This window comes from Nocardioides sp. JCM 18999 (assembly GCF_055391175.1).
This window is the reverse complement of sequence record NZ_AP043887.1, coordinates 2,556,659-2,578,135: the sequence shown is the minus strand read 5'-3', so window position 1 is coordinate 2,578,135 and position 21,477 is coordinate 2,556,659. Positions and strand designations below refer to the sequence as shown.

The window sequence follows — 21,477 nt, the reverse complement described above, 5'->3', positions numbered from 1 at the left end:
CAAGACTAGGTTGACGCGTTCCAAGCGTCAACCATTGATTGACATGGCAGACTTCTGCCGTGCCGACCACTCAGCCCGTCGACCCCGTGACCGATCTCCTCGCCGGCATTGCCGCCGGTCAGCGTGCAGCGGTGTCGCGAGCCATCACCCTGGTCGAGTCCACCGCGCCGAAGCACCGGGAGAACGCTCGCCGGCTGCTGGCCGCCCTGCCGCGTCGTGACGCCGTCCGGGTCGGGATCTCCGGCGTCCCCGGGGTCGGCAAGTCCACCTTCATCGAGGCCCTCGGCACCCGTCTGACCGCCCAGGGCCACCGGGTCGGAGTGCTGGCCGTGGACCCGTCCTCGGTCCGCACCGGGGGATCCGTGCTCGGCGACAAGACCCGGATGAGCCGGCTCTCCGTCGACCCGAACGCCTTCATCCGGCCGAGTCCGAGCGCCGGCACCCTCGGCGGTGTCGCCCGCGCCACCGTTCAGGCGATGGCGGTGCTCGAGGCCGGTGGGTACGACGTGATCCTGGTCGAGACCGTCGGCGTCGGTCAGTCCGAGGTCACCGTCGCCGGGATGGTCGACACGTTCCTCTTCCTGACGATCGCCCGCACCGGCGACCAGCTCCAGGGGATCAAGAAGGGCATCCTCGAGATCTCCGACGTGGTCGCGGTCAACAAGGCCGACCCCGACGACACCGGCCGCCAGACCGAGGCCCGCGCCGCCGCCCGCGAGCTCGCCGGCGCGATGCGCCTGGTCCGCGGCATGGAGGACTGGACCCCGCCCGTCGTCACCGCCAGCGGTCTGGCCGACGACGGCGTCGACGGTGTCTGGGAGCAGGTCATCGCCCACCGCTCCCACCTGGGCGAGACCGGTGTGCGCGACAAGCGGGCCCGCCAGCAGCTCGACTTCACCTGGGCGTTGGTCCGCGACGAGCTCGAGCAGCGGCTGCGGCACAGCCCGCACGTGCGCGAGATCCGGGAGCAGATCAGCGCCGAGCTGCTCGCCGGTGCCCTGAACGCACCAGCGGCGGCCGATCGCTTGCTCGAAGCGTTCGACCGCCACTGACGGAGGGACCGGGCTCAGCCCGTCCTGTACGGGATGCCGTCCGCGGCCGGTGCTCGTGACTTCCCGACCAGACCGGCCACGGCGAAGATCGTGATCACGTAGGGCAGCATCAGGAGCAGCTCGCTCGGCAGCGGCGACCCGATCACCGACAGCACGCCCTCCAGGTTCGAGGCGAAGCCGAAGAGCAGCGCCGCGAACGCGGCCCGGATCGGATCCCAGTTGCCGAAGATCACCGCGGCCAGCGCGATGTAGCCCGCGCCGCCGGTCAGCTCACGGTTGAACTGCGAGACCGAGACCAGCGTGTAGAAGGCGCCACCGATACCGGCGATCGCTCCACCCAGGATGATCGTCGTGTAGCGGGTGCGGTTGACCTTGATGCCGACCGTGTCCGCAGCGCGCGGGTGCTCGCCGACCGAGCGGACGCGCAGGCCCCACTTGGTGCGGAACAGCGCCCAGGCCACAGCCACCACGACGACGTACATCAGGTAGACGATCACCGTCTGGCGGAAGAAGATCGGCCCGATCACGGGGATGTCGCCCAGGATCGGCAGCGCGTGCACGTGCAGCGACGGGGGAGAGTTCAGCTTCTCCGGGTTCTCGGTGAGGACCTCGGAGTAGAGGAAGTTCGTCAACCCGATCACGAGGACGTTCAGCACGACACCGACGATCACCTGGTCGACGAAGTACGTGATCGCGAAGACACCGAGGATCAGGGCGATCAGGGCGCCCGCCGCCATCGCGGAGAACAGTCCGGCCGTGGCCGAACCCGTGAGGGAGCCGACCAGAGCGGCGCTGAACGCGCCGAGCAGCAGCTGGCTGTCGATCGCGATGTTGACCACGCCGGCCCGCTCGCCGAGCACGCCCGCCATGGCGCCGAAGACCAGCGGCACCGCGAGCGCGATCGCGCCGCCGAAGAGGCCCGTGACCGGAATGGTCCCGCCCGCGGCGGCCCAGGTCAGCATGGCCAGCAGCCAGAGCACCCCGAACACGATGCTCACCCACCCCGGGGTCTTCTCGCCCCGCGTCGAGCGCCAGACGGAGAAGCCCAGGCAGACGACCAGGACGACCAGGACGGTCCAGCAGGTGCCTGTCACCGAGAGCGTGATCGCCTTCAGGTCGAAGAAGTCGCCGTCGGTCGCCAGGCGGTACGTCGTCGAGCCGGTCTGGTCGCCGAACAGGAGCGCCGCGGCCAGGACGATGATGAAGGCCAGGTAGACGAACGGGGTCCGCTTGTCGGTCATCACTTCGACTCCTTCGGCAGGCGGAAGATGGCTCGGACGAGCGGTGGCGCGGCGATGAAGAGGACGATCAGCGACTGGACGACGAGGACGATGTCGACCGGGACCCCTTCAGCCGCTTGCATTGCGAATCCGCCGGCCTTGAAGGCGCCGAAGAGCAACCCGGCACCCAGGATGCCGAGCGGACGGGAGCGACCCAGCAGGGCCACGGTGATGGCGTCGAACCCGATCCCGGCGTCGACGCCGGCGGTGACGCCGCTCGGCACGGTGCCCAGCACCTGGTTGACCCCGGCCAGACCGATCAGGGCTCCACTGATCGACATCACGACGATGTAGATCCGGCCGACGTTCGTGCCCGAGGCCCTGGCCGCGGTCGGGTTGATCCCGACCGCGCGCATCTTGAAGCCCAACGACGAGCGCTCCAGGATCCACCACACGACCCCCACCGCGATCAGCGCGAGCAGGAAGCCGAGGTGGAGGTTGAAGCTGTCCCCGGCGATCTTGGGCAGGATCGCGGTGTCGCGCATGGGCAGCGACTTGGGGTTGTCGGACCCGGGGGACTGGAGCAGGTTCTTCTTCGTCAACGCGTAGGAGACGAGGTAGAAGGCGACGTAGTTGAGCATGATCGTGAGGATCACCTCGTGCGCACCGGTGCGGGCCTTGATCAGACCGGCCAGACCGCCCCAGGCCGCACCGGCGAGCATGCCGACGATGATGGCCAGCGGCAGGTGGATGACCGTCGGCAGGTCGAGCTTGAAGCCGACCCAACCCGCAGCGGCTCCGGCCATCAGCATCTGACCGCGACCACCGATGTTGAACATGCCGGCACGGAACGCGATGCCGACGCCGAGACCGGCGACGATCAACGGTCCGGAGAACTTCAGCGTCTCGGTGAGGGGGCGGATCTTGAACTCGAGGTTCTTGCCGTCGGAGTTCCAGATGGCGCCCTTGAAGAACGCCGAGTAGGCGTCGGTGATCGTGGTCCAGAAGACGGAGAAGAAGTTCCCCGACCCGATCGAGGCGCGCACGTCCGCGTTGGCGAATCCGATCAGCAGCGAGCCGACCGCCAGTGCCAGCAGCACGGCGAGGAGGGAGACGATGGCGCTCCCGCTCAGGATCTCGCGGCTGACCTCGCGCCACCGACTCCCGCGGTCGCTCTCGGGAGCAGTCTCGGGTGCGTTCACAGGGGCGCTCACGCTGCCTCCTCCGGTCGTTCGCCGGTCATCATCAGACCGAGCACGTCGCGTGGGGTGTCGGCCGGGACGATCCCGACGATCCGCCCGCGGTAGAGAACCATGATCCGGTCGGCGAGGGCGACGACCTCGTCGAGCTCGGTCGAGACCACCAGCACGGGCACGCCGGAGTCGCGGGTGGCCACGATCTGCTTGTGGATGAACTCGATCGACCCGACGTCGACACCACGCGTCGGCTGGGCGGCCACGAGCAGGCGCAGGTCGCGGGAGAGCTCGCGCGCCACGACCACCTTCTGCTGGTTGCCGCCGGAGAGCTGGGACGCCAGCGTGGTGATCCCGGGCGCCCGGATGTCGTACTCCTTGAGCTTGGCGCGGGCGAACTCGTCGCGCACCTTGAGCTGGAGCGCACCGCGCTTGACGAACGGCGCACCCGAGGTGCGATTGAGGATCAGGTTCTCGGCGATGGTGAACTCGCCGACGAGCCCCTCCTCGTTGCGGTCCTCCGGGATGAAGCCGACTCCGGAGGAGTCGATGATCTGGCGCACCGTCCTGCCGACGAGCTCCTCGCCGTGCAGGCGGATCGACCCGGTGACGTGGTCCTGAAGACCCATCAGCGCCTCGGTCAGCTCGGTCTGGCCGTTGCCCTGGACACCGGCGACGGCGAGCACCTCGCCCTCACGGATGGCGAACGAGATGCCGTCGACGTGGGTGTGACCGTTGGCGTCGACCACCGTCAGGTTCTCCACCGTCAGCGCGTCCGGGCCGGCCTTGGCGGGCTCCTTGTGCACGGTGAGCTCGACCGGGCGGCCGACCATCAGGGAGGCCAGCTCGGCGTTGGTCGCGGTGGGCTCCGCCTCACCGACGACCTTGCCCAGTCGGACCACCGTGATCCGGTCGGCGACGGCGCGCACCTCGCGCAGCTTGTGGGTGATGAAGACGATGGCCGTCCCGGACTCGCGGAGCTGACGCATCATGTTCATCAGCTCGTCGGTCTCCTGGGGCGTGAGCACGGCGGTCGGCTCGTCGAAGACCAGGACCTTGGCGTCGTGGGTGAGCGCCTTGATGATCTCCACGCGCTGCTGCACGCCGACCGGAAGGTCCTCGATCAGGGCATCGGGATCGACGTCGAAGCCGAACCGCGCCGAGATCTCGCGGACCTTCTCACGGGCGGCGTCGAGGTCGAGGGTGCCCGCGAAGCGGGTCGTCTCGTGACCGAGCATCACGTTCTCGGCCACGGTGAAGACCGGGATCAGCATGAAGTGCTGGTGCACCATGCCGATGCCGGCGGCGATCGCGTCGCCCGGACCGGCGAAGTTCTGCACCTCGTCGTCGAGGATGATCTGCCCCTTGTCGGCCTGGTAGAGGCCGTAGAGGACGTTCATCAACGTCGACTTGCCGGCACCGTTCTCGCCCAACAGGCAATGGATCTCGCCCGGCTCCACGGTGAGGTTGATGTGATCGTTCGCGACGAGCGTCCCGAACCGCTTCGTGATGTCCTTCAGGACAAGCTTCATGGCACCTGATCTTAGGGGTGAGAACGGGACGAGGGAGGCCGGAGATTTCCGGCCTCCCTCGTCGACGTCAGTGCGTCACTGGTTGAGGTAGGACTTCACCGGGATCGAGCCGTCCTTGATGCCGGCCTTGATCGCGTCGAGCTCGCCCTGCAGCGCCGGGTCGACCTTGCTCTCGTAGTTGTGGAACGGAGCCAGGTCCACGCCGTCGTTCTCCAGCGTGCCGACGTACGGCGCGAAGTCGAACGAGTCGGGGTTGTTCGCGGCGTCCATCAGCGTCGTGTAGACGCCGGTGTCGATCTTCTTCTCCACCGAGGTGAGGATGTAGTCGGCCGTCGACGGGTCGGTCTCGAAGACGTCAGCGTCCACACCGAGCATGACCCAACCCTTGGCGGCGTTGTTCTTGATCACGGTCAGCGCGCCCTGGTAGATCGGGCCACCGACGGGCAGGATCACGTCAGCGCCCTGGTCGAAGATCTGCTGGGCGGTCTGGGTGGCCTTGTTGTTGGCCTCGAAGCCACCGGTGAAGGCGCCGTCCTGCTTGGCCTGGTCCCAACCGATGACCTTGACCGACTTCTTCTTCTGAGCGTTGAAGTAGTCGACGCCCTGGGCGTAGCCGTCCATGAAGATCGACACGGTCGGGAAGTTCATGCCGCCGTAGGTGCCCACCGCGCCGGCCTTGGAGTAGCTGGCAGCGGCGTAGCCGGCCAGGAACGCAGCCTGGGCGGTGTCGTAGAGGAGCGGCTTGATGTTGGCCTCGTCGGCCTTGCCGTCGAAGGTGTTGCCGTCGGCGCCACCGTCGGCGGAGTCGTCGATGAGGACGAACTTCACGTCGGGGTTGGCAGCAGCCGCGGTCTTGGTGGCCGAAGCGAGCGCGAAGCCGACCGTGATGATGACGTCGCAGCCCTGGGAGACCAGGTTGTCGATGTTGGGGGCGTAGTCGGTGTCGGACTGGGACTCGACCGACTTGAAGTCGGCGCCGAGCTCGTCAGCGGCCTTCTTCATGCCGTTGTAGCCGAGCTCGTTGAAGGAGTGGTCGTCGAAGCCGCCCGCGTCCGAGACCATGCACGGCAGGAAGTCGGACTTCGCGGCGGTGTCGCCGTCAGAGCTGTCGCTGCCACAGGCAGCGAGCGTGGCGCTCGCCAGCAGGGCCGCAAGGCTGCCCGCCGTTGCCTTCTGAATCTTGTTCACGTTGCCTCCAGTGTCGGTTCCCCCTCGACGCGCGCCGTGGGCCACGGGTCAACGTAACCGGGACAGAGGGCCCCGGAAAAGCCGAACTCTCAGGATCCGCTCAGGCGTTACCGAACTGCGACATTCAGGGCCGTGTACTTGTCCACGCCGTAACAACGCTGTCACTGTGGATCACATGGTGGACGCCGGCGCGGACTTCGATTGGGACGGACTCAAGGCCAAGGCGGTCGAGGCGGCGACGCACGCCTACGCGCCGTACTCGAACTATGCGGTCGGCGTGGCGGGGGTGACCGCCGACGGCCGGGTGCTGCAGGGCTGCAACGTCGAGAACGCCGGGTACGGCGTCACGCTGTGCGCCGAGTGCGGCCTGGTCAGCCAGCTGCACATCACTGGGGGCGGGAAGCTGACCCACGTCGTGTGCGTCAACGGTCTCGGCGAGGTGATCATGCCGTGCGGTCGCTGCCGCCAGCTGCTGTGGGAGAACGGCGGTCCCTCGTTGCTGCTGTGGACCGTCTCCGGGGTGCGGCCGATGAGTGAGGTCCTGCCCGATGCGTTCGGTCCCGAGGACCTGGATATCTGAGAAACGGCGAACGGGGAGAACGACGAATGAGCAACCATGATGCGGTCGAGGTCATCCTCGCCAAGCGGGATCGCGGCGAGCTGAGCGACAGCCAGATCGACTGGGTGATCCGGAACTACACCGACGGCGTGGTCGCCGAGGAGCAGATGTCCGCCCTGGCGATGGCGATCCTGCTCAACGGGATGAACCGCCGCGAGATCGCCCGGTGGACCGCGGCGATGATCGGCACCGGCGTGCGGATGGACTTCTCCGCCCTGTCGCGTCCCACGGCCGACAAGCACTCCACCGGCGGGGTGGGGGACAAGATCACCTTGCCGCTGGCTCCCTTGGTGGCCGCCTGCGGTGTCGCCGTGCCGCAGCTCTCGGGCCGTGGACTCGGTCACACCGGTGGGACGCTGGACAAGCTGGAGTCCATCCCCGGCTGGCGGGCGGCACTCTCCAACGAGGAGATGATGCGACAGCTGGAGGACGTCGGCGCCGTGATCTGCGCCGCCGGCACCGGCCTGGCTCCGGCCGACAAGAAGCTCTACGCGCTGCGTGACGTCACCGGCACCGTGGAGGCGATCCCGCTGATCGCGAGCTCGATCATGAGCAAGAAGATCGCCGAGGGCACCGGTGCGCTGGTGCTCGACGTCAAGGTTGGCTCCGGCGCTTTCATGAAGAACGTCGACGACGCCCGTGAGCTCGCCCGCACGATGGTCGACCTCGGCACCGACGCCGGGGTGCACACCGTCGCGCTGCTCACCGACATGAACACGCCGTTGGGGCTGACCGCCGGCAACGGGCTGGAGGTGACCGAGTCGGTCGAGGTGCTCGCCGGTGGCGGTCCCGCCGACGTGGTCGAGCTGACCCTCGCCCTGGCCCGCGAGATGCTGCTGGGCGCCGGCGTCACCGACGTCGACCCCGCCGACAAGCTCGCCGACGGGTCGGCGATGGATGCGTGGCGGGCGATGATCAGCGCTCAGGGCGGCGACCCCGCTGCCGTGCTGCCGGTCGCGCGGGAGCAGCACGTCGTGACCGCCCCGGCCAGTGGGGTGCTGACTCGGCTCGACGCGATGGCGGTCGGCCTGGCCGCCTGGCGTCTCGGCGCCGGTCGCGCCCGCAAGGAGGACCCGGTCTCCGCCGGTGCCGGTGTGGTCTGGCACGCCCGCCCCGGCGACTCGGTCGTGGCCGGTGCGCCGCTGCTGACGCTGCACGCCGACGAGCCGGAGCGCTTCGAACGCGCCCTGGCCTCGCTGGAGGGCGGCTTCGACATCGCTCCCGCAGGCACGGCGTTTTCGCCGGACCCGCTGGTGATCGACAGAATCCACGCATGACCGACCTTTCGCTCGACACGATCCGCACCCTGCCCAAGGTGGTGCTGCACGAGCACCTCGACGGCGGGCTGCGTCCGGAGACCGTGCTGGAGCTCTCCGCCGAGATCGGGCACGAGCTGCCGGCGGACACCGTCGAGGACCTCGCGCGCTGGTTCCACGAGAGCGCCGACTCGGGCTCCCTGGAGCTCTACCTCGAGACGTTCGTCCACACCGTCGCCGTGATGCAGACCCCGGAGCACCTGGCCCGGGTGGCGCGGGAGGCCGTGGAGGACCTGGCCGAGGACGGCGTCGTCTACGCCGAGCTGCGCTACGCCCCGGAGCTCAACACCGCCGGGGGACTGGAGATCGACCAGGTCGTCGCCGCGGTCCAGGCCGGCATCGACGAGGCCTGCTCCCGGCTGCCGATCGTGGTGCGCCAGCTGCTCTGCTCGTTGCGGCACACCGAGCACGCGATGGAGGCCGCCGAGGCGGTCGTCGACTTCGCCGGGTACGGCGTCGTGGGCTTCGACTTCGCCGGGCCCGAGGCCGGGTTCCCGGCGTCGGCCCATGCCGACGCCATCGACGTAGTCCGACGCGGCTGCGCGCGGCTGACCATCCACGCCGGTGAGGGCGACGGACTCGACTCCATCGCGGACGCGCTGCTGATGGGAGCGGAGCGACTGGGCCACGGCGTGCGGATCGTCGACGACATCACGTTCGAGGACGACGGCGAGGGCAACACCGAGGTGGTGCTCGGTCCGCTGGCGACGTACGTCCGGGATCGGCAGATCCCGCTCGAGGTCGCCCCGACCTCCAACCTGCAGACCGGCATCGCGGCGACGATCGCCGATCACCCGTTCGGGCTGCTGGCCGACGAGGGCTTCACCGTGACGATCAACTCCGACAACCGGCTGATGAGCAACACCAGCGCCTCGGAGGAGACGTTCAAGCTGGTCGAGGCGTTCGGCTACGACCTCGACGACCTCGAGATGTTCACGCTCAACGCGATGCAGGCCGCGTTCCTGCCGCTCCCGGACAAGATCTCGCTGATCCAAGAGGTCATCCTGCCGGGGTACGACCAGGCCCGGAGCTAACGCGGCGAAAGGGATCAGCCGACCGCGCGGCGGGCGAACTCCTTGGTGGTGTGCGCGACGGCGATCTTCACGACCGGTTCGACGACCTTGGCCATCGCCTTGCCAGCGAGGCCGCCGGGGAAGTCGTAGCTGAACTCGCAGTCCACCGTGGTGGCGTCGGCAGCGTCAGCGCTGCGGAACTGCCAGCGGGAGCGGTTGGGGAAGCCGGCGATCGAGGTGATCACCATCAGCTCGTTCTCGACGTACTCCTGGAGCTCGACCGTCGACCTGATCGTCAGGCCGAGGTGGACCGCCGCCTCGAACTGCGCGCCGACGCCGCGGGTCTCCTCGGTCAGCGGCTCCCACGACTTCACGCCGTAGAACCAGTCCGGGGTGGTGCGGTAGTCCGAGATGTAGGCGAAGACCTGCTCGACCGGGGCCGCGCACTCCGTGGTCACGTGGATGGTGGGCACGTCGATCTAACGTCGCGCGGCGGGCTCGGTCACGGGCACAGTCACGGGCTCGGTCACGCCGGGGCGTGCAGCAGGTGCTGGATCTCGGCGTAGCCCTGCTTCGGGCTGACCACCGTGCACCCCATCGCCTCGGCGCGCGCGACCACGTCACCCTGGACCCGCATCAGCGCGTACCCCCGCCGGACCAGCACGCTCGGGGCCTTGCGCCGCTCCCGGAGATCGCGCACGAGCCGCCGCCAGAACGTCACGATCGGGCGCTGGGTGACGCAGTACGCGGCGGCCAGGATCCCGGTCGCCTCGCAGTCGGCGACGATGTTCTGGGCGAAGATCCCCTCGGCGACGAACAGGTCCGAGTCGCCGAGGTCGAGCAGCCGGTGACCGGTCCGCCCGTCCTTGGCCAGCTCATAGATCGGTACGTCGGCCCGGCCGGTCTCGCACAGCTCGACCAGCGTCCGCAGCGCATCGCGGTGGTGCCAGGAGTCGATGTGGTCCCAGTCGATGATGCCCTGGTTCGGGCCGTCGGCGATGTGCGGCACGGTGGGGTCGGAGCCGTCCTTGTAGAAGTCGTCCAACCGCAGGATCGGCAGGCCCAGCCGTTCGGCCAGACGGGACTTCCCGGCCCCGGACGGCCCGGCCAGGATGATGACGCGAGGCATGGGTCAGGTCAGTAGCCGGTGGCGGAATCGCCCGCCAGCAGGGCCCGCGAACCGGAGACACCGAGACGGGTCGCACCGGCGGCCGCCATCTCGCGGGCCTGCTCGAGGGTGCGGACACCGCCCGAGGCCTTCACCTGCAGGTGGGGGACGGTGGCGTGCATCAACGCGACGGCGTGCACGGTCGCGCCGCCGGTCGGGTGGAAGCCGGTGGAGGTCTTCACGAAGTCGGCGCCCGCAGCCTCGGCGGCCAGGCAGACGCCCACGATCTCGTCGTCGGTCAGCGCGGAGGACTCGATGATCACCTTGAGCACGGTGGGGGCGGGGGCCGCTGCCCGGACGGCGGCGATGTCGGCCTGGACACCGGCGAAGTCACCCTCCTTGGCGGCACCGACGTCGATCACCATGTCGATCTCGTCGGCACCGAGCCGGACCGACTCGGCCGCCTCGGCGGCCTTGACCGCGCTGGTGTGCTTCCCGCTCGGGAAACCGCAGACCACGGCGACCTTGAGCCCCTCGGGAACGGTGATCGGCAGCATCGACGGGGAGACGCAGACGCTGAAGGTGCCCAGGTCGGCGGCCTCGGCGATGAGGGCCTCGACGTCGGCGCTGGTGGCCTCGGGCTTGAGCAGGGTGTGGTCGATCATCCGGGCCACCTGGGCGGCGGTCAGGTCGGCGGTCGGGGAAGCAGACTCAGTCACCCCCACACTCTAAGGTTCCGTGGCATGGGAGACGAAGGCGCGAACCGGCTCACGCCGACCGCGGGGCCGGGGATCGAGTGGCTCGCCGCTACCAGCGGGACGATCACCGGCTGGCTCGGGGTCGGCACCGGCCTGGCCGCGGCGGTGCTGGCCGTGATCGCCGGCGCACCGATCTGGATCCCTCTCGGTCTGCTGATCGCGCTGGTCTCCTGGATGGTGCTGCTGCGTCCCCGCGCCGGGATGGGGGCCGAGGTGCTCGTGCTGCGCGGCATGGGCGGCACGGCCGTGATCCCGCTGGCACAGATCACCTCGGTCGTGATCCGACAGCTGGTGGTCGTCCAGGTGGGGGAGCGACGGTTCACCAACCCGGCGATCGGTCGTCCCCTGCGTGAGGTCCGGGTCCGTCCGGGCGAGGTGGCGCGACCCAATCCGGGCGTCGACCACCAGGAGGAGCTGATCCGGTCGCGGGTCGCCGATGCCCGGCGCACCGCCGCGCTGCGAGCCGAGCGCGGCGCCGAACCGGTCGGTCCGACCGAGGTCGTGGTCACCCCGGCGTGGCCGGAGTTCGCCTGCCTCGCGGTCCTCGCGGTGTCGATCCTGACGCTTGCGCTGATCTAGGCGACCCGGCTGATCTAGAGGCCGAGAGCTTCCTTCATCGCCAGCTTGAGGGCGGCCAGGTCGTCGGCCGCCACCGCGCGGGCCTCGGCGACCGTGCCGGTGACGGGGACGACCACTTCGAGGTAGCACTTCAGCTTCGGCTCGGTGCCGCTCGGACGCACGATCACGCGGGCGCCGTCGAGGCGGTAGCGCAGCCCGTCGGTCGGGGGCAGGTCGACCGTGCCGGCACTGAGGTCCTCGTTCAGGGTGATCGCCCGTCCGGCGAGCGTGACCGGCGGATTCGCCCGCAGCCGGGCCATCGCGTCGCTGATCAGGGACAGGTCGCTGACCCGGACCGAGAGCTGGTCGGTGGCGAAGACGCCGTACTGTCCGGCGATCTCCTCCAGCCGCTGGGCCAGCGAGGAGCCGGCGGCCTTGAGCCGGGCGGCGAGGTCGCAGAGCAGCAGCACCGCGCTGACCCCGTCCTTGTCCCGGACGTGGGCCGGGTCGACGCAGTAGCCGAGCGCCTCCTCGTAGCCGAAGGCGAGCCCGTCGAGGCGCCCGATCCACTTGAACCCGGTCAGGGTCTCGACGAACGGCTTCCCGGTAGCGCGGGCCATCACGCCGAGCAGGGACGAGGAGACGATCGAGTTGGCGTAGATTCCCTCCACACCGCGGCTGAGCAGGTCGTGACCGAGCAGTGCCCCGACCTCGTCGCCGCGCAGCATCCGCCACTCACCGGTCGTCGGATCGGGGATCGCGGCGGCACACCGGTCGGCGTCGGGGTCGTTGGCCACCACCAGGTCGACGCCGGAGCGGGCAGCGAGTGCGAGCGCCAGGTCCATCGCCCCCGGTTCCTCCGGGTTCGGGAACGCCACGGTGGGGAAGTCGGGGTCCGGGTGGGCCTGCTCGACCACGACCTCGACCTCGGTGAAACCGGCGCGGGTGAAGACGGCCTGCATCGTCTCCAGGCCCACGCCGTGCATGGCGGTGTAGACGATCTTGAGGTCGCGGGGCGAGCCGTCGGGGACGACGTCGGCCGCGGTCGCGATGTAGTCGAGCCAGACCTGCTCGTCGACCACCTCGCCACCGTCGCCGCGCGGAATGTCGGCGAGTGCTCCGACGGCGGCGATGTGGGCCGCGATGTCGGTGTCGGCGGGCGGCACGATCTGGGATCCGTCGCCGAGGTAGACCTTGTAGCCGTTGTCCTGGGGAGGGTTGTGGCTGGCCGTCACCATCACGCCGGCCGACGCACCGAGCGGCAGGATCGACCCGGCCAGCACGGGGGTCGGCATGGTGCGCGGCATCAGCAGCGCGGGCAGGCCGGCGCCGGTCATCACCTCGGCGGTGTCGCGGGCGAAGACGTCGGAGTTGTAGCGGGCGTCGTACCCGATCACGACCGGACCCGTCGCGCCGCTCGCGGTGAGGTAGGCGGCCAGCCCGGCGGCGGCGCGCAGCACGACGACGCGGTTCATCCGGTTGGGGCCGGCGCCGAGGGCGCCACGCAGCCCGGCGGTGCCGAACTCCAGGGTGCCGGCGAACCGGTCCGCCAGGTCGGCCGACGCCGCGGCATCGCCGGCCTCGACCCGCTCGACGACGGCCTCGAGCTCGGCCCGGGTGGCCGGGTCGGGGTCCTCAGCGAGCCAGGCTCGGGCTTGGGTGATCAGATCCGACACGGGACAACCTCCGAGCGACGCCGACGATGAGAAGCAACTGAGCAAGACAGTACGTGGCCATCACCCAGAGGTCATGCCCCGGCTGGGTCCAGACGTCGAAGGCGTCGAGCGCGATCAGGAGATCACTGGCCATGAAGATTGCACCGCCGACAGTGCTGGCCGGATGCACCCCGGTGGCCAGGAACGCCATCGAGGCGAGCAGCCCGCCGTAGAGCAGCACCGCGGGGATCAGCACGCCCGCGCCGGGGAGCAGGAGGGCCTCCAGCCCGAGCCAGGCGACGACGTACGCCGGCAGCCACCGTCGCGCGGCCTCGGCCCGCAGCGGCCAGAACGCGGCGATGTAGAACCCCTGCGCGACCATGAAGCAGCCGATCAGCGCGCCCAGGTGGGCGTCGTCGGGGACCAGGGCCGGGAGGGTGTCACCGGCGCACGAGAACGCCAGCGCCCACAGCGTCAACGTCCGCAGCCGGGACCGCGCCGACGTCGAGGTGACCGCGGCGAACCAGCACGCGAGCGCCGGCATCAGCAGGATCTGCGTCAGCCGGGCCGCGGTCGGTTGGTCGAGCGCCTCAGCGGTCAAGTGGGCAACGGTCAGTGCTGCGAACGGGAGCAGCAGCAGGGGACGCGGAAACACGTCCGCCAACCTAGGCGACGCGCAGCCTCAGCGGGCGAAGTCGCCCAGCTGCGCGCCGAGCTCGACGAAGATCGCCTGGTTGAGGTTGAACGCCAGTCGGACCTCGTCCACGACGCGGGCGGTCTCGGACTCGTCCAGGCCGAGGCCGTCGAGACGGGCACGGTAGCCGTCCTTGTAGATCTTCGGCTTCTCGATCTGGTCGAAGTCGTAGAACGCCACGCCGACGCCGGGCTCGAGCTCGAAGTGACGCGTCATCAGGCGACCGATCGCCTGGCCGCCGGAGAGGTCGCCGAGGTAGCGGGTGTAGTGGTGCGCCACGAAGAGCGGGGCCCAGGTCGCGGCGGCCTCGCGGATCCGGGCGGCGTACGCCGTCGCGGCCGGTGAGTCGACGCTCACGCCGTCGGGCGCCCAGAACGCCAGGTCGTCACGGAGCTTGTCGAGCCGCTCCAGGGCCTGGTCACTGACGGCGGCCACGGCCGGGTCGTCGGCCAGGGCGCGGGCGGTCTCCTCGAGGGCCTCGTAGACCGGGAGGAGGCGCTGCAGGTAGGCGGCGTAGCCGGCTTCCTTGACCCGACCGGCCAGCAGCTCCTCGAAGAACGGGGAGTGCTCGGCGGCCTCGTGCTCGGCCATCGAGCCCTCGCGCATCGCTGCCGAGAGGGACGCCGCCTGGGTCGCCGGGCGCTCGTCGGTCTGGGGAGCGGTCATGAGGGTGCCTCCGGGAGAGTTCGATTTTGCTGACAAGGTGTCGAGATGATGTTGACACACTGTCAGATCGTTGACAAGGTGGCCTGGTTGGAAAGGCTAACCTTTCTTTGCTTAGGATAACCTAAGTCATCATCGTGAAGTCGTGAAGTACATCAGGGACGAGGAACCGTGGATCGGGTGCGCCAGCAGGGTCTGAAGTGGGCCGGGCTCGGAATGGTTCTGTTGCTGACCGCGTGCGGGTCATTGCCCGAATCGCGTGGCGAGGCCGACTCGGGGACTGCCGTCCCGCTGTCCGAGGCGTCGGTGATCGCCGACCCGAAGGCCTACGAGGGCGCCACGCACGCGGTGCTCGGCGACGTCGCCATCGACCCGATCAGCGACTCCGCCACGCCTGAGCTCCCGGCGACCGTGAAGGATGCCCAAGGCACCTCGGTGACCGTCAAGGACGCCAGCCGCATCCTCGCGCTCGACATCTACGGCACCCTCGCGCAGACCGTCTTCGAGCTCGGCCTGGGTGACCGGGTCGTCGGCCGCGACCTCTCGACCCAGTTCGCCGAGGCGAAGGATCTGCCGCTGGTGACCAACCCGACCAGCCACGACCTGGTCGCGGAGAAGCTCCTCGAGCTGAACCCGTCGGTGATCATCACCGACACCTCGCTCGGGCCGTGGGACGTGCTGCTGCAGATGCGTGATGCCGGCATCCCGGTGGTCGTGGTCGACTCCCACCGCAGCCTGGACAACCTCGCCTCCCTCACCACCCAGGTCGCTGACGCGCTCGGCGTGCACGACCTCGGCGTGCAGCTGGCCGCTCGGACGACGAAGCAGGTCGAGGCCACCACCGCCGAGATCGCCGCGGTCGCGCCGAGCACCGTGCAGACCCAGCTGCGCACGGTGTTCCTCTACGTCCGTGGCACGGCCGGCATCTACTACATGTTCGGTGAAGGCTCCGGCGCCGACTCCCTGATCGACGCCCTCGGCGGGTACGACGTCAGCAAGGAGATCGGCTGGAACGGGATGAAGCCGGTCACCGACGAGGGCCTCATCGCGGCCGCGCCCGAGCTGATCCTGATGATGACCGACGGACTCAGCTCCGTCGGCGGCGTCGACGGCCTGCTCGAGAAGCTGCCCGCCCTCGCCCAGACCCCTGCCGGGCAGCACCAGCGGATCGTCGACATGTCCGACGCCGCGATCCTCGGTTTCGGTCCGCGCACCCCCGCGGTGCTCAACTCCCTCGCCGTGGCGATCTACGCCCCCGCATCGGCCCGGGCCGCTTCGTGAGCAGCGCCAGCCTCGAGCTCGGAGGGACGACGGCAGCGACCGGTGTGCTGCCCCGGGCCCGCCGTGCCCGCGTCACGCTGCTCTTCGGCGGGCTCGGCATCGGCCTCCTGGTCCTGATCGTCTTCTCGGCCGGTCGCGGCCAGTTCGACATCCCGTCGGACCAGGTCCTCGGGTCGGTGCTGCACCGTCTCGGCCTCGACATCGGCACCGCGCCGACCCACCCGCTGGGCGACGCCACGCTCTGGAACGTCCGGTTCCCGCGGATCGTCCTCGCCGTCCTCGTCGGCGCCGCCCTCGGCACGGCCGGAGCGGTCATGCAGGGCGTGTTCGGCAACCCGCTCGCCGAGCCGGGCGTCGTCGGCGTCTCCACCGGGGCGGCGTTCGCGGCCGCGATCGTGATCGTCTTCCAGCTCAGCTTCGTCGGCACCTGGACCGTGCCGCTGTTCGCGTTCGTCGGTGGTCTGGTCACCACCGCCGCGGTCTACCTGCTCTCCCGCGCCGACGGCCGCACCGAGGTGGTCACGCTGGTGCTCACCGGCATCGCGGTCAACGCGCTGTGCGCCGCAGGCCTCGCGCTGATGATCTTCCTGGCCGACACCCAGGCCCGCGAGGAGATCATCTTCTGGCAGCTCGGCAGCCTCAACGGGACCCGCTGGGACTACGTCGCGGTGGTGGCGCCGTTCCTCGTCGCCGGGGTGGGCGGGGCGATGGTGATCGCCCGCAAGCTCGACGTCCTCGCCCTCGGCGACCGGGCCGCCCGTCACGTCGGGATCGACGTCGAACGACTGCGGATGTTCGCGATCCTGATGGTCGCGCTGCTCACCGCGGCCGCGGTCTCCTTCGCCGGCATCATCGGCTTCGTCGGCCTCGTCATCCCGCACCTGATCCGGATGGTCGTCGGTCCCGGACACCGGGTGCTGGTCCCCGCCAGCGCCCTCGGTGGCGCGCTGCTGCTGCTCTGCGCCGACACCGTCGCCCGCACCGCGGTGCCCTACGCGGAGCTGCCGATCGGCATGCTGACCGCGCTCGTCGGTGCCCCGTTCTTCTTCTGGCTGCTGCGCCGGACCCGCAAGACGGCTGGCGGGTGGGCCTGATGTTGCGCATCGACCAGGTCTCCCTCGCCCTGGGGGGACGCCCCGTCCTCGACGGGGTCGACCTCGAGATCAAGGCCGGCGAGCTGGTCGCGCTGGTCGGTCCCAACGGCGCGGGCAAGTCGACCCTGCTCGGCGTGATGGCCGGCGACCTGACCCCGGACGCCGGTGCGGTCACCCTCGACGGGATCGACCTGGCCGCCTGGAAGGCGCTCGAGCTCGCGCGCCGACGGGCGGTGCTCCCGCAGGAGCAGCGGCTCGCGTTCGGCTTTCGTGCCGTCGACGTGGTCCGGATGGGGCGTGCCCCCTGGGCCCGCACCGCTCGCGAGGACGACGACGACCGGGTGGTGGCGGCCTCGATGGACCGCACCGGCGTGCTCGGGTTGGCCGAGCGGATCTTCCCGACCCTGTCGGGTGGGGAGAAGGCACGGGCGTCGTTCTCCCGGATCCTCGCCCAGGAGACGCCGCTGGTCCTGCTCGACGAGCCGACCGCCGCCCTCGACCTGCGCCACCAGGACCAGGTCCTGGCCGAGGCGCGTCAACTGGCGGTCGCCGGCGACGCCGTGGTCGCGGTCGTGCACGACCTCAGCATCGCGGCGGCGTACGCCGACCGGATCTGCGTCCTCTCCGGCGGCAAGGTCGTCGCCGACGGTGCTCCGGCCGACGTCCTCGACCCCGAGCTGATCGGGCGCGTCTACGAGCACCCGGTCGACGTGATCACCCACCAGGGACGCCTCCTGGTGGTGCCCCAACGACTCGAGGTGCTCGCGTGAAGCTCATCGCCGCAGCCGTGGCCGCTGCACTCCTCGGCTCCGTCTCACTTGCAGGGCCGGCCCACGCCGCGTCCCGGGTGACGGTGACCAACGAGGACGGCCGCGCCGTCGCCGACCCGACCTACGCGACCACGCTCCGGCTCAAGGGCAGCGGGTTCCAGCCGATCAAGGGCGGGTACGGCGGCGTCTACGTGGTGTTCGGCACCGTCTCCGGCACCTGGCAGCCGAGCAAGGGTGGCGTCTCCGGGACGAACTACCTCTTCGTCCCGGACAGCCAGGACAAGGACAACCAGGGCTTCGAGAAGTTCGTCGCCTTCAACGGCTCCGACACCGCTGGCTCGGCCAACGGCGGCACGATCTCCGCCAACGGCTCCTGGTCGACGACCATCGTGGTCCCCGGGGCGACCTTCCAGACCGTCGACAGCTCCGGCAAGGCCCGCACGGTCGACTGCCGCAAGGTCACCTGCGGCGTGATCACCATCGGCGCGCACGGCGTGGTCAACCCGCGCAACGAGACCTTCACCCCGGTGCGGTTCGCCTCGCTGGGTGCGTCCCCGTCGGCTGCGGCGTCGGCGAGCAGCTCGGCAGCGCCGACCACGACCGGTGCCAGCACGGCTCCGACCGCGGCAGCGATTCCCACCAGCGCTCCGCGCGCCTCGGCGACGCCGACCCTCGCCGTCGACCGGGCCACCGCCGTCGCTGGCCGCGTGCTGTCCTTCACCGCCCAGGGCTTCCAGCCCGGCGAGCAGGTCAACGTGACGTTCGACGACGGGATGGCGGGCGTCGGGCCGCTCCCGGTCGGCGCCAGCGGCGAGGTCGCCGGCGTGATCCAGCTGCCCGCGCAGAGCACCGCCGGCACCCACGTCCTGCGGATGACCGGAGCCGCCTCGGCGGCCAGCGCCAGCGCGAACTTCGCGGTCGCGCCCGGTGAGGTGACCGCCGACGTCGAGCCGGCGGCCAGCGACTCCTCGGCGCCGTACGTCTTCCTGGCCTTCGCGGTCATCGCCGTCCTCGGGGCGGTCGCGTTCACCCTGGTCCGGCGCCTGCGAGGCCGCCGCCGAGCCGGAGCTCCCGATGCGGTCTGACCTGCGCCGCGGCCTGGGAGCCGCCACGACCACCGCCGTCCTCGCCCTCGCCGTGCTCCTGATCGGCGCCCTCGGGCTCGGCTCAGCCGCCGCGGCCGACGACCCCACGGAGACCGACCCCCGGGTCGTCGACGCGGCGGTGCTGCGATGGGGCCTCAACGTCGAGTCGTCGAGCCCGGCGTACTTCGGCCGGAACTTCTTCTCCGCCGGCAAGCTGCCCAACCGCGGAGCGGCCCACGAGGTCGCCCAGGCCGACTGGTCGGCGCGCAGCGGCCAGGTCCGGATCGAGCAGTACTCCACGGCGACGAGGAAGTACGCCGCCGCCACCTGGGCCGGGGTCAACAACGGCGCGGCGGGCGACCAGCAGGTCGTCCTCTCCGGCGGCAGCGGCACCGTCGACCTCGCCCAGGGTGATGGCGTGATCCGGTGGACCGGCTCGTTCAGCGTCGTCTTCTACTCGGGTCAGAGCTACTTCTACGTCACCGATCCGGTGCTCACCGTCGAGGACCGGCAGGCGGTCCTGACCGCCACGCTGAGCGGGTTCGGGGCCTCGCGCACCGACAGCAGCCAGTGGCTCCCGCTGCCGTCGACGCCCGTCACCCTGGCCGACCTCGGCACGATCGACCTGAGCGATGTCGACGGGTTCACCGCCGACCCGGCGTACCGCGGGGTGAGCGTCACGACGCCCTCGGGCGCCGCCGCGCAGGTCCGCACCGGTGCGAACTGGGGCGCGTTCCCGCAGTCGTTCGTCGACTTCCAGGCCGGCACCGGCCTGAGCTCGTTCTGGTACTCGAGCGGGTCCTCGATCGACGCCGGCAAGGTCGCCCTCCCGATCTCGGTGAGCTACGACGAGAGCCAGGAGGTCGTCGCGCCGACACCGACCCCGTCGTCACCGGTGAAGGTGACGAACTCGGCGATCCCCGCACCGACACCGACGGTCACCACCCAGGTCACCGTCACCGCTGCACCGCTGCCCGCGCCGCCCGTGGCGCTGCTGCCCAGCAGTGCGCCGACCGCTGTCGCGGTGGCCGCGCCGGCGGTCCACCCTGCCCCGACCGTGCTCGCCCTGACCAGTGCGGAGACGACGACGTCGACGTCGACCCCGCGCTGGCCCTGGTGGGTGGGATCCGTCCTGCTCATCGCCTCCGCCGCCCTGGTGCTCCTGACCTTGCGGCGCCCCCGGGTCTGACCCGGCGCACGAACCATCACCCCATCCCGAGAAAGCCGGCTTATACCGGCCCGAAGAGAGGAAACACCCATGTCCACCACCACGATGCGCCGTCGCGTCGCCGCCCTCGCGGCCGGCGCGCTCGGAGCTGGCGCACTGGCATTCGTCGCCCCGGCCCCAGCTGCGCAGGCCGCCACCTCAACGCCGTCGCCGGGTTCGACCTTGACGTGGCAGGTGTCGAAATACTTCGACACCGGCTTCTCCCTGAAGACCCACGAGGTCGCTGACGGGGCCACGGAGGCCGAGGACGGCGTCGTGACCTTCCACGACGGCGCTGGAAGCTATGACCCGGCGACGGGCGTGGCTTCGGTGACCTACCAGGGTTCCGTTGCGGCAGTCTTCTCGCTCGGCGATTACACGATCACCATCGCCGATCCCGCCGTGGTCACCGATGGGGCCGGCCGAGGGACGCTGACCGCAGTCGTCTCGAGCCGTGTCGGCACCGCGACCTCTGGCGGCACGCGCGTCAAGGTCGCAGGCTTCAATGCTGGCGCCTGGACCAATGCTGCACTGACCGCGACGCCTGACTGGCTCGGAGTCCTCCAGCCCGGAAGCGCGGAGGCGACCGCCCTGGGAATCACGGGGAACACCAGCGGAGCCACTCCGAAGCCGAAGCCCGTCGATGGAGGGTCCTTCGCGCCCGAGTTCCTGGGGAACTTGGACGCTGGCCTGCGGTCGCACTTCTACGCCAGTGGGTCGAGCTCTGACGCGGACAAGCCGCCGGCTGCTTTCACGGCTCAGCTTCCGCGGACCGTCACCAGCGCGGTTGACGCGTCGCAGTCCTCGTTCGCGAAGGGCCTCGCGGTCACCGTCACGGGCACTGGGTTCGTCGCGGGTACGGGGGGTCTCAACGACGCCGGCGTGTACGTCGGAATCGCGGAGTCCGGCGGTCTGCCTGACGTCTCCTCGCAGGAGAGCCAGAGCCAGTTCGCCCAGTCGGCGTTCGTGCCGTCGGCGAGCATCACCGCCAACGCCTTCACCAAAGCACTGACAGTTCCGACGAACAAGCTCGACAAGACGAAGAGCTACTCGATCTACACCTGGCAGGCGCACACGCACAACACGACGGCCCAGGACACCGAGACTCCCTTGGTGTTCAACCGCGCGCTCCTCTCCCAGCCGACCGCACCGATCGTCAAGAAGGCTCCCGTCCTCACCCCGAAGCCGGCCGCGAAGCTCAAGGCGGGCAAGAAGGCGCTGATCACCTACAACCTGGGTGCGACGGCCACCGGCAAGGTCAAGGTCGTGATCAAGAAGGGCAAGCGTGGTCTCAACGCGACGCTGACCCTGAAGAACGGCCGCGGCGCCCTGGCGATCACCAAGGCCCAGACCAAGAAGCTCGGCAAGGGAACCTGGACGATCACGTCGACCTACGCGGGCAACGCGACCGTGAAGGCCGGCAAGACGATCACCAAGCTCAAGGTCAAGTGACCTGCGTCTGATCGCCTGA

Annotated in this window: 21 protein-coding genes; 11 read left to right on the top strand and 10 right to left on the bottom strand. The window is 70.0% G+C overall.

All coding sequences use genetic code 11. The features are described from left to right. Window positions 1-59 precede the first annotated feature (59 nt). Window positions 60-1,052: a methylmalonyl Co-A mutase-associated GTPase MeaB gene (meaB, locus tag ACZ5J1_RS12740; protein WP_464559331.1), complete on the top strand. Its 993-nt coding sequence runs from the start codon at window positions 60-62 to the stop codon at window positions 1,050-1,052. A 14-nt stretch (window positions 1,053-1,066) separates the two neighbouring features. Here the strand turns inward: meaB and ACZ5J1_RS12735 are convergent, their stop codons facing one another. The 4 genes from ACZ5J1_RS12735 to ACZ5J1_RS12720 all read right to left on the bottom strand — a co-directional run bounded on the left by ACZ5J1_RS12735 (window position 1,067) and on the right by ACZ5J1_RS12720 (window position 6,185). Then, entirely contained in the window at window positions 1,067-2,293 is a 1,227-nt protein-coding gene (locus tag ACZ5J1_RS12735) for an ABC transporter permease (RefSeq protein WP_464559329.1), read from the bottom strand. Further along, window positions 2,293-3,486 carry an ABC transporter permease gene (locus tag ACZ5J1_RS12730; RefSeq protein ID WP_464559327.1) on the bottom strand — a complete coding sequence of 398 codons (1,194 nt, stop codon included), beginning with the start codon at window positions 3,484-3,486 and terminating at the stop codon, window positions 2,293-2,295. Before ACZ5J1_RS12730 ends, ACZ5J1_RS12735 begins: the two co-directional genes overlap by 1 nt. After that, a complete protein-coding gene (locus ACZ5J1_RS12725) occupies window positions 3,483-4,997 on the bottom strand; it encodes an ABC transporter ATP-binding protein (RefSeq protein ID WP_464559325.1) in 1,515 nt (504 codons plus the stop codon). Before ACZ5J1_RS12725 ends, ACZ5J1_RS12730 begins: the two co-directional genes overlap by 4 nt. A gap of 75 nt (window positions 4,998-5,072) precedes the next feature. Beyond that, window positions 5,073-6,185, bottom strand: coding sequence for a BMP family lipoprotein (locus ACZ5J1_RS12720; RefSeq protein ID WP_464559323.1), 1,113 nt, complete (start codon window positions 6,183-6,185; stop codon window positions 5,073-5,075). 175 nt (window positions 6,186-6,360) lie between these two features. Between ACZ5J1_RS12720 and ACZ5J1_RS12715 the strand changes: the two genes are divergently transcribed. Genes ACZ5J1_RS12715 through ACZ5J1_RS12705 form a run of 3 tightly spaced genes read left to right on the top strand, consistent with a single transcriptional unit; the run spans window position 6,361 to window position 9,154 of the window. Then, window positions 6,361-6,765: a cytidine deaminase gene (locus ACZ5J1_RS12715; RefSeq protein ID WP_464564794.1), complete on the top strand. Its 405-nt coding sequence runs from the start codon at window positions 6,361-6,363 to the stop codon at window positions 6,763-6,765. A gap of 26 nt (window positions 6,766-6,791) precedes the next feature. Next, window positions 6,792-8,081: a thymidine phosphorylase gene (locus tag ACZ5J1_RS12710; protein ID WP_464559321.1), complete on the top strand. Its 1,290-nt coding sequence runs from the start codon at window positions 6,792-6,794 to the stop codon at window positions 8,079-8,081. Then, complete coding sequence (locus ACZ5J1_RS12705) at window positions 8,078-9,154, top strand: adenosine deaminase (protein WP_464559319.1); 1,077 nt, start codon at window positions 8,078-8,080, stop codon at window positions 9,152-9,154. Before ACZ5J1_RS12710 ends, ACZ5J1_RS12705 begins: the two co-directional genes overlap by 4 nt. A gap of 14 nt (window positions 9,155-9,168) precedes the next feature. On the opposite strand, the gene ACZ5J1_RS12700 is transcribed toward ACZ5J1_RS12705, so the two are convergent. The 3 genes from ACZ5J1_RS12700 to deoC are packed head-to-tail and all read right to left on the bottom strand — an operon-like array spanning window position 9,169 to window position 10,906. Beyond that, complete coding sequence (locus ACZ5J1_RS12700; RefSeq protein ID WP_464559317.1) at window positions 9,169-9,606, bottom strand: SRPBCC family protein; 438 nt, start codon at window positions 9,604-9,606, stop codon at window positions 9,169-9,171. Between the two features lie 53 nt (window positions 9,607-9,659). Next, window positions 9,660-10,262: a uridine kinase family protein gene (locus tag ACZ5J1_RS12695; protein WP_464559315.1), complete on the bottom strand. Its 603-nt coding sequence runs from the start codon at window positions 10,260-10,262 to the stop codon at window positions 9,660-9,662. Between the two features lie 8 nt (window positions 10,263-10,270). Then, window positions 10,271-10,906, bottom strand: a complete 636-nt coding sequence (gene deoC / locus ACZ5J1_RS12690; protein ID WP_464564792.1) for a deoxyribose-phosphate aldolase — start codon at window positions 10,904-10,906, stop codon at window positions 10,271-10,273. Between the two features lie 78 nt (window positions 10,907-10,984). Here deoC and ACZ5J1_RS12685 point away from each other — a divergent pair, with 78 nt between their 5' ends. Next, the gene (locus tag ACZ5J1_RS12685; RefSeq protein ID WP_464559313.1) at window positions 10,985-11,578 is read left to right on the top strand and encodes a hypothetical protein; all 594 of its coding nucleotides are present in this window, start codon (window positions 10,985-10,987) and stop codon (window positions 11,576-11,578) included. A 14-nt stretch (window positions 11,579-11,592) separates the two neighbouring features. Here ACZ5J1_RS12685 and ACZ5J1_RS12680 read toward each other — a convergent pair whose 3' ends face one another. Genes ACZ5J1_RS12680 through ACZ5J1_RS12670 form a run of 3 tightly spaced genes read right to left on the bottom strand, consistent with a single transcriptional unit; the run spans window position 11,593 to window position 14,572 of the window. Beyond that, window positions 11,593-13,233, bottom strand: a complete 1,641-nt coding sequence (locus ACZ5J1_RS12680) for a phospho-sugar mutase (protein ID WP_464559311.1) — start codon at window positions 13,231-13,233, stop codon at window positions 11,593-11,595. Next, window positions 13,193-13,867, bottom strand: a complete 675-nt coding sequence (locus ACZ5J1_RS12675; RefSeq protein WP_464559309.1) for a lysoplasmalogenase — start codon at window positions 13,865-13,867, stop codon at window positions 13,193-13,195. The genes ACZ5J1_RS12680 and ACZ5J1_RS12675 overlap by 41 nt, the downstream gene beginning before the upstream one ends. A gap of 27 nt (window positions 13,868-13,894) precedes the next feature. Further along, complete coding sequence (locus ACZ5J1_RS12670; RefSeq protein ID WP_464559307.1) at window positions 13,895-14,572, bottom strand: biliverdin-producing heme oxygenase; 678 nt, start codon at window positions 14,570-14,572, stop codon at window positions 13,895-13,897. Between the two features lie 168 nt (window positions 14,573-14,740). Between ACZ5J1_RS12670 and ACZ5J1_RS12665 the strand changes: the two genes are divergently transcribed. The 6 genes from ACZ5J1_RS12665 (at window position 14,741) to ACZ5J1_RS12640 (ending at window position 21,458) form a co-directional block, all read left to right on the top strand. Then, the gene (locus ACZ5J1_RS12665) at window positions 14,741-15,850 is read left to right on the top strand and encodes a heme/hemin ABC transporter substrate-binding protein (RefSeq protein WP_464559305.1); all 1,110 of its coding nucleotides are present in this window, start codon (window positions 14,741-14,743) and stop codon (window positions 15,848-15,850) included. After that, window positions 15,847-16,944: a FecCD family ABC transporter permease gene (locus ACZ5J1_RS12660; protein WP_464559303.1), complete on the top strand. Its 1,098-nt coding sequence runs from the start codon at window positions 15,847-15,849 to the stop codon at window positions 16,942-16,944. The genes ACZ5J1_RS12665 and ACZ5J1_RS12660 overlap by 4 nt, the downstream gene beginning before the upstream one ends. Next, window positions 16,944-17,714, top strand: a complete 771-nt coding sequence (locus ACZ5J1_RS12655) for a heme ABC transporter ATP-binding protein (protein ID WP_464559301.1) — start codon at window positions 16,944-16,946, stop codon at window positions 17,712-17,714. The genes ACZ5J1_RS12660 and ACZ5J1_RS12655 overlap by 1 nt, the downstream gene beginning before the upstream one ends. Continuing rightward, complete coding sequence (locus ACZ5J1_RS12650) at window positions 17,711-18,799, top strand: hypothetical protein (protein WP_464559299.1); 1,089 nt, start codon at window positions 17,711-17,713, stop codon at window positions 18,797-18,799. Before ACZ5J1_RS12655 ends, ACZ5J1_RS12650 begins: the two co-directional genes overlap by 4 nt. Continuing rightward, window positions 18,789-19,988, top strand: coding sequence for a hypothetical protein (locus tag ACZ5J1_RS12645; protein WP_464559297.1), 1,200 nt, complete (start codon window positions 18,789-18,791; stop codon window positions 19,986-19,988). Before ACZ5J1_RS12650 ends, ACZ5J1_RS12645 begins: the two co-directional genes overlap by 11 nt. A 69-nt stretch (window positions 19,989-20,057) precedes the next feature. Next, complete coding sequence (locus ACZ5J1_RS12640; RefSeq protein WP_464559295.1) at window positions 20,058-21,458, top strand: HtaA domain-containing protein; 1,401 nt, start codon at window positions 20,058-20,060, stop codon at window positions 21,456-21,458. The last annotated feature ends 19 nt before the right edge of the window (window positions 21,459-21,477 follow it).

Excerpts from the sequence above, each read along its gene's own strand:
- ACZ5J1_RS12735 (WP_464559329.1), bottom strand. The coding sequence starts at position 2,293 with ATGACCGACAAGCGGACCCCGTTCGTCTACCTGGCCTTCATCATCGTC.
- ACZ5J1_RS12725 (WP_464559325.1), bottom strand. The coding sequence starts at position 4,997 with ATGAAGCTTGTCCTGAAGGACATCACGAAGCGGTTCGGGACGCTCGTC.
- ACZ5J1_RS12715 (WP_464564794.1), top strand. The coding sequence starts at position 6,361 with ATGGTGGACGCCGGCGCGGACTTCGATTGGGACGGACTCAAGGCCAAG.
- ACZ5J1_RS12710 (WP_464559321.1), top strand. The coding sequence starts at position 6,792 with ATGAGCAACCATGATGCGGTCGAGGTCATCCTCGCCAAGCGGGATCGC.
- ACZ5J1_RS12705 (WP_464559319.1), top strand. The coding sequence starts at position 8,078 with ATGACCGACCTTTCGCTCGACACGATCCGCACCCTGCCCAAGGTGGTG.
- ACZ5J1_RS12695 (WP_464559315.1), bottom strand. The coding sequence starts at position 10,262 with ATGCCTCGCGTCATCATCCTGGCCGGGCCGTCCGGGGCCGGGAAGTCC.
- deoC (WP_464564792.1), bottom strand. The coding sequence starts at position 10,906 with ATGATCGACCACACCCTGCTCAAGCCCGAGGCCACCAGCGCCGACGTC.
- ACZ5J1_RS12685 (WP_464559313.1), top strand. The coding sequence starts at position 10,985 with ATGGGAGACGAAGGCGCGAACCGGCTCACGCCGACCGCGGGGCCGGGG.
- ACZ5J1_RS12670 (WP_464559307.1), bottom strand. The coding sequence starts at position 14,572 with ATGACCGCTCCCCAGACCGACGAGCGCCCGGCGACCCAGGCGGCGTCC.
- ACZ5J1_RS12655 (WP_464559301.1), top strand. The coding sequence starts at position 16,944 with ATGTTGCGCATCGACCAGGTCTCCCTCGCCCTGGGGGGACGCCCCGTC.
- ACZ5J1_RS12645 (WP_464559297.1), top strand. The coding sequence starts at position 18,789 with ATGCGGTCTGACCTGCGCCGCGGCCTGGGAGCCGCCACGACCACCGCC.
- ACZ5J1_RS12640 (WP_464559295.1), top strand. The coding sequence starts at position 20,058 with ATGTCCACCACCACGATGCGCCGTCGCGTCGCCGCCCTCGCGGCCGGC.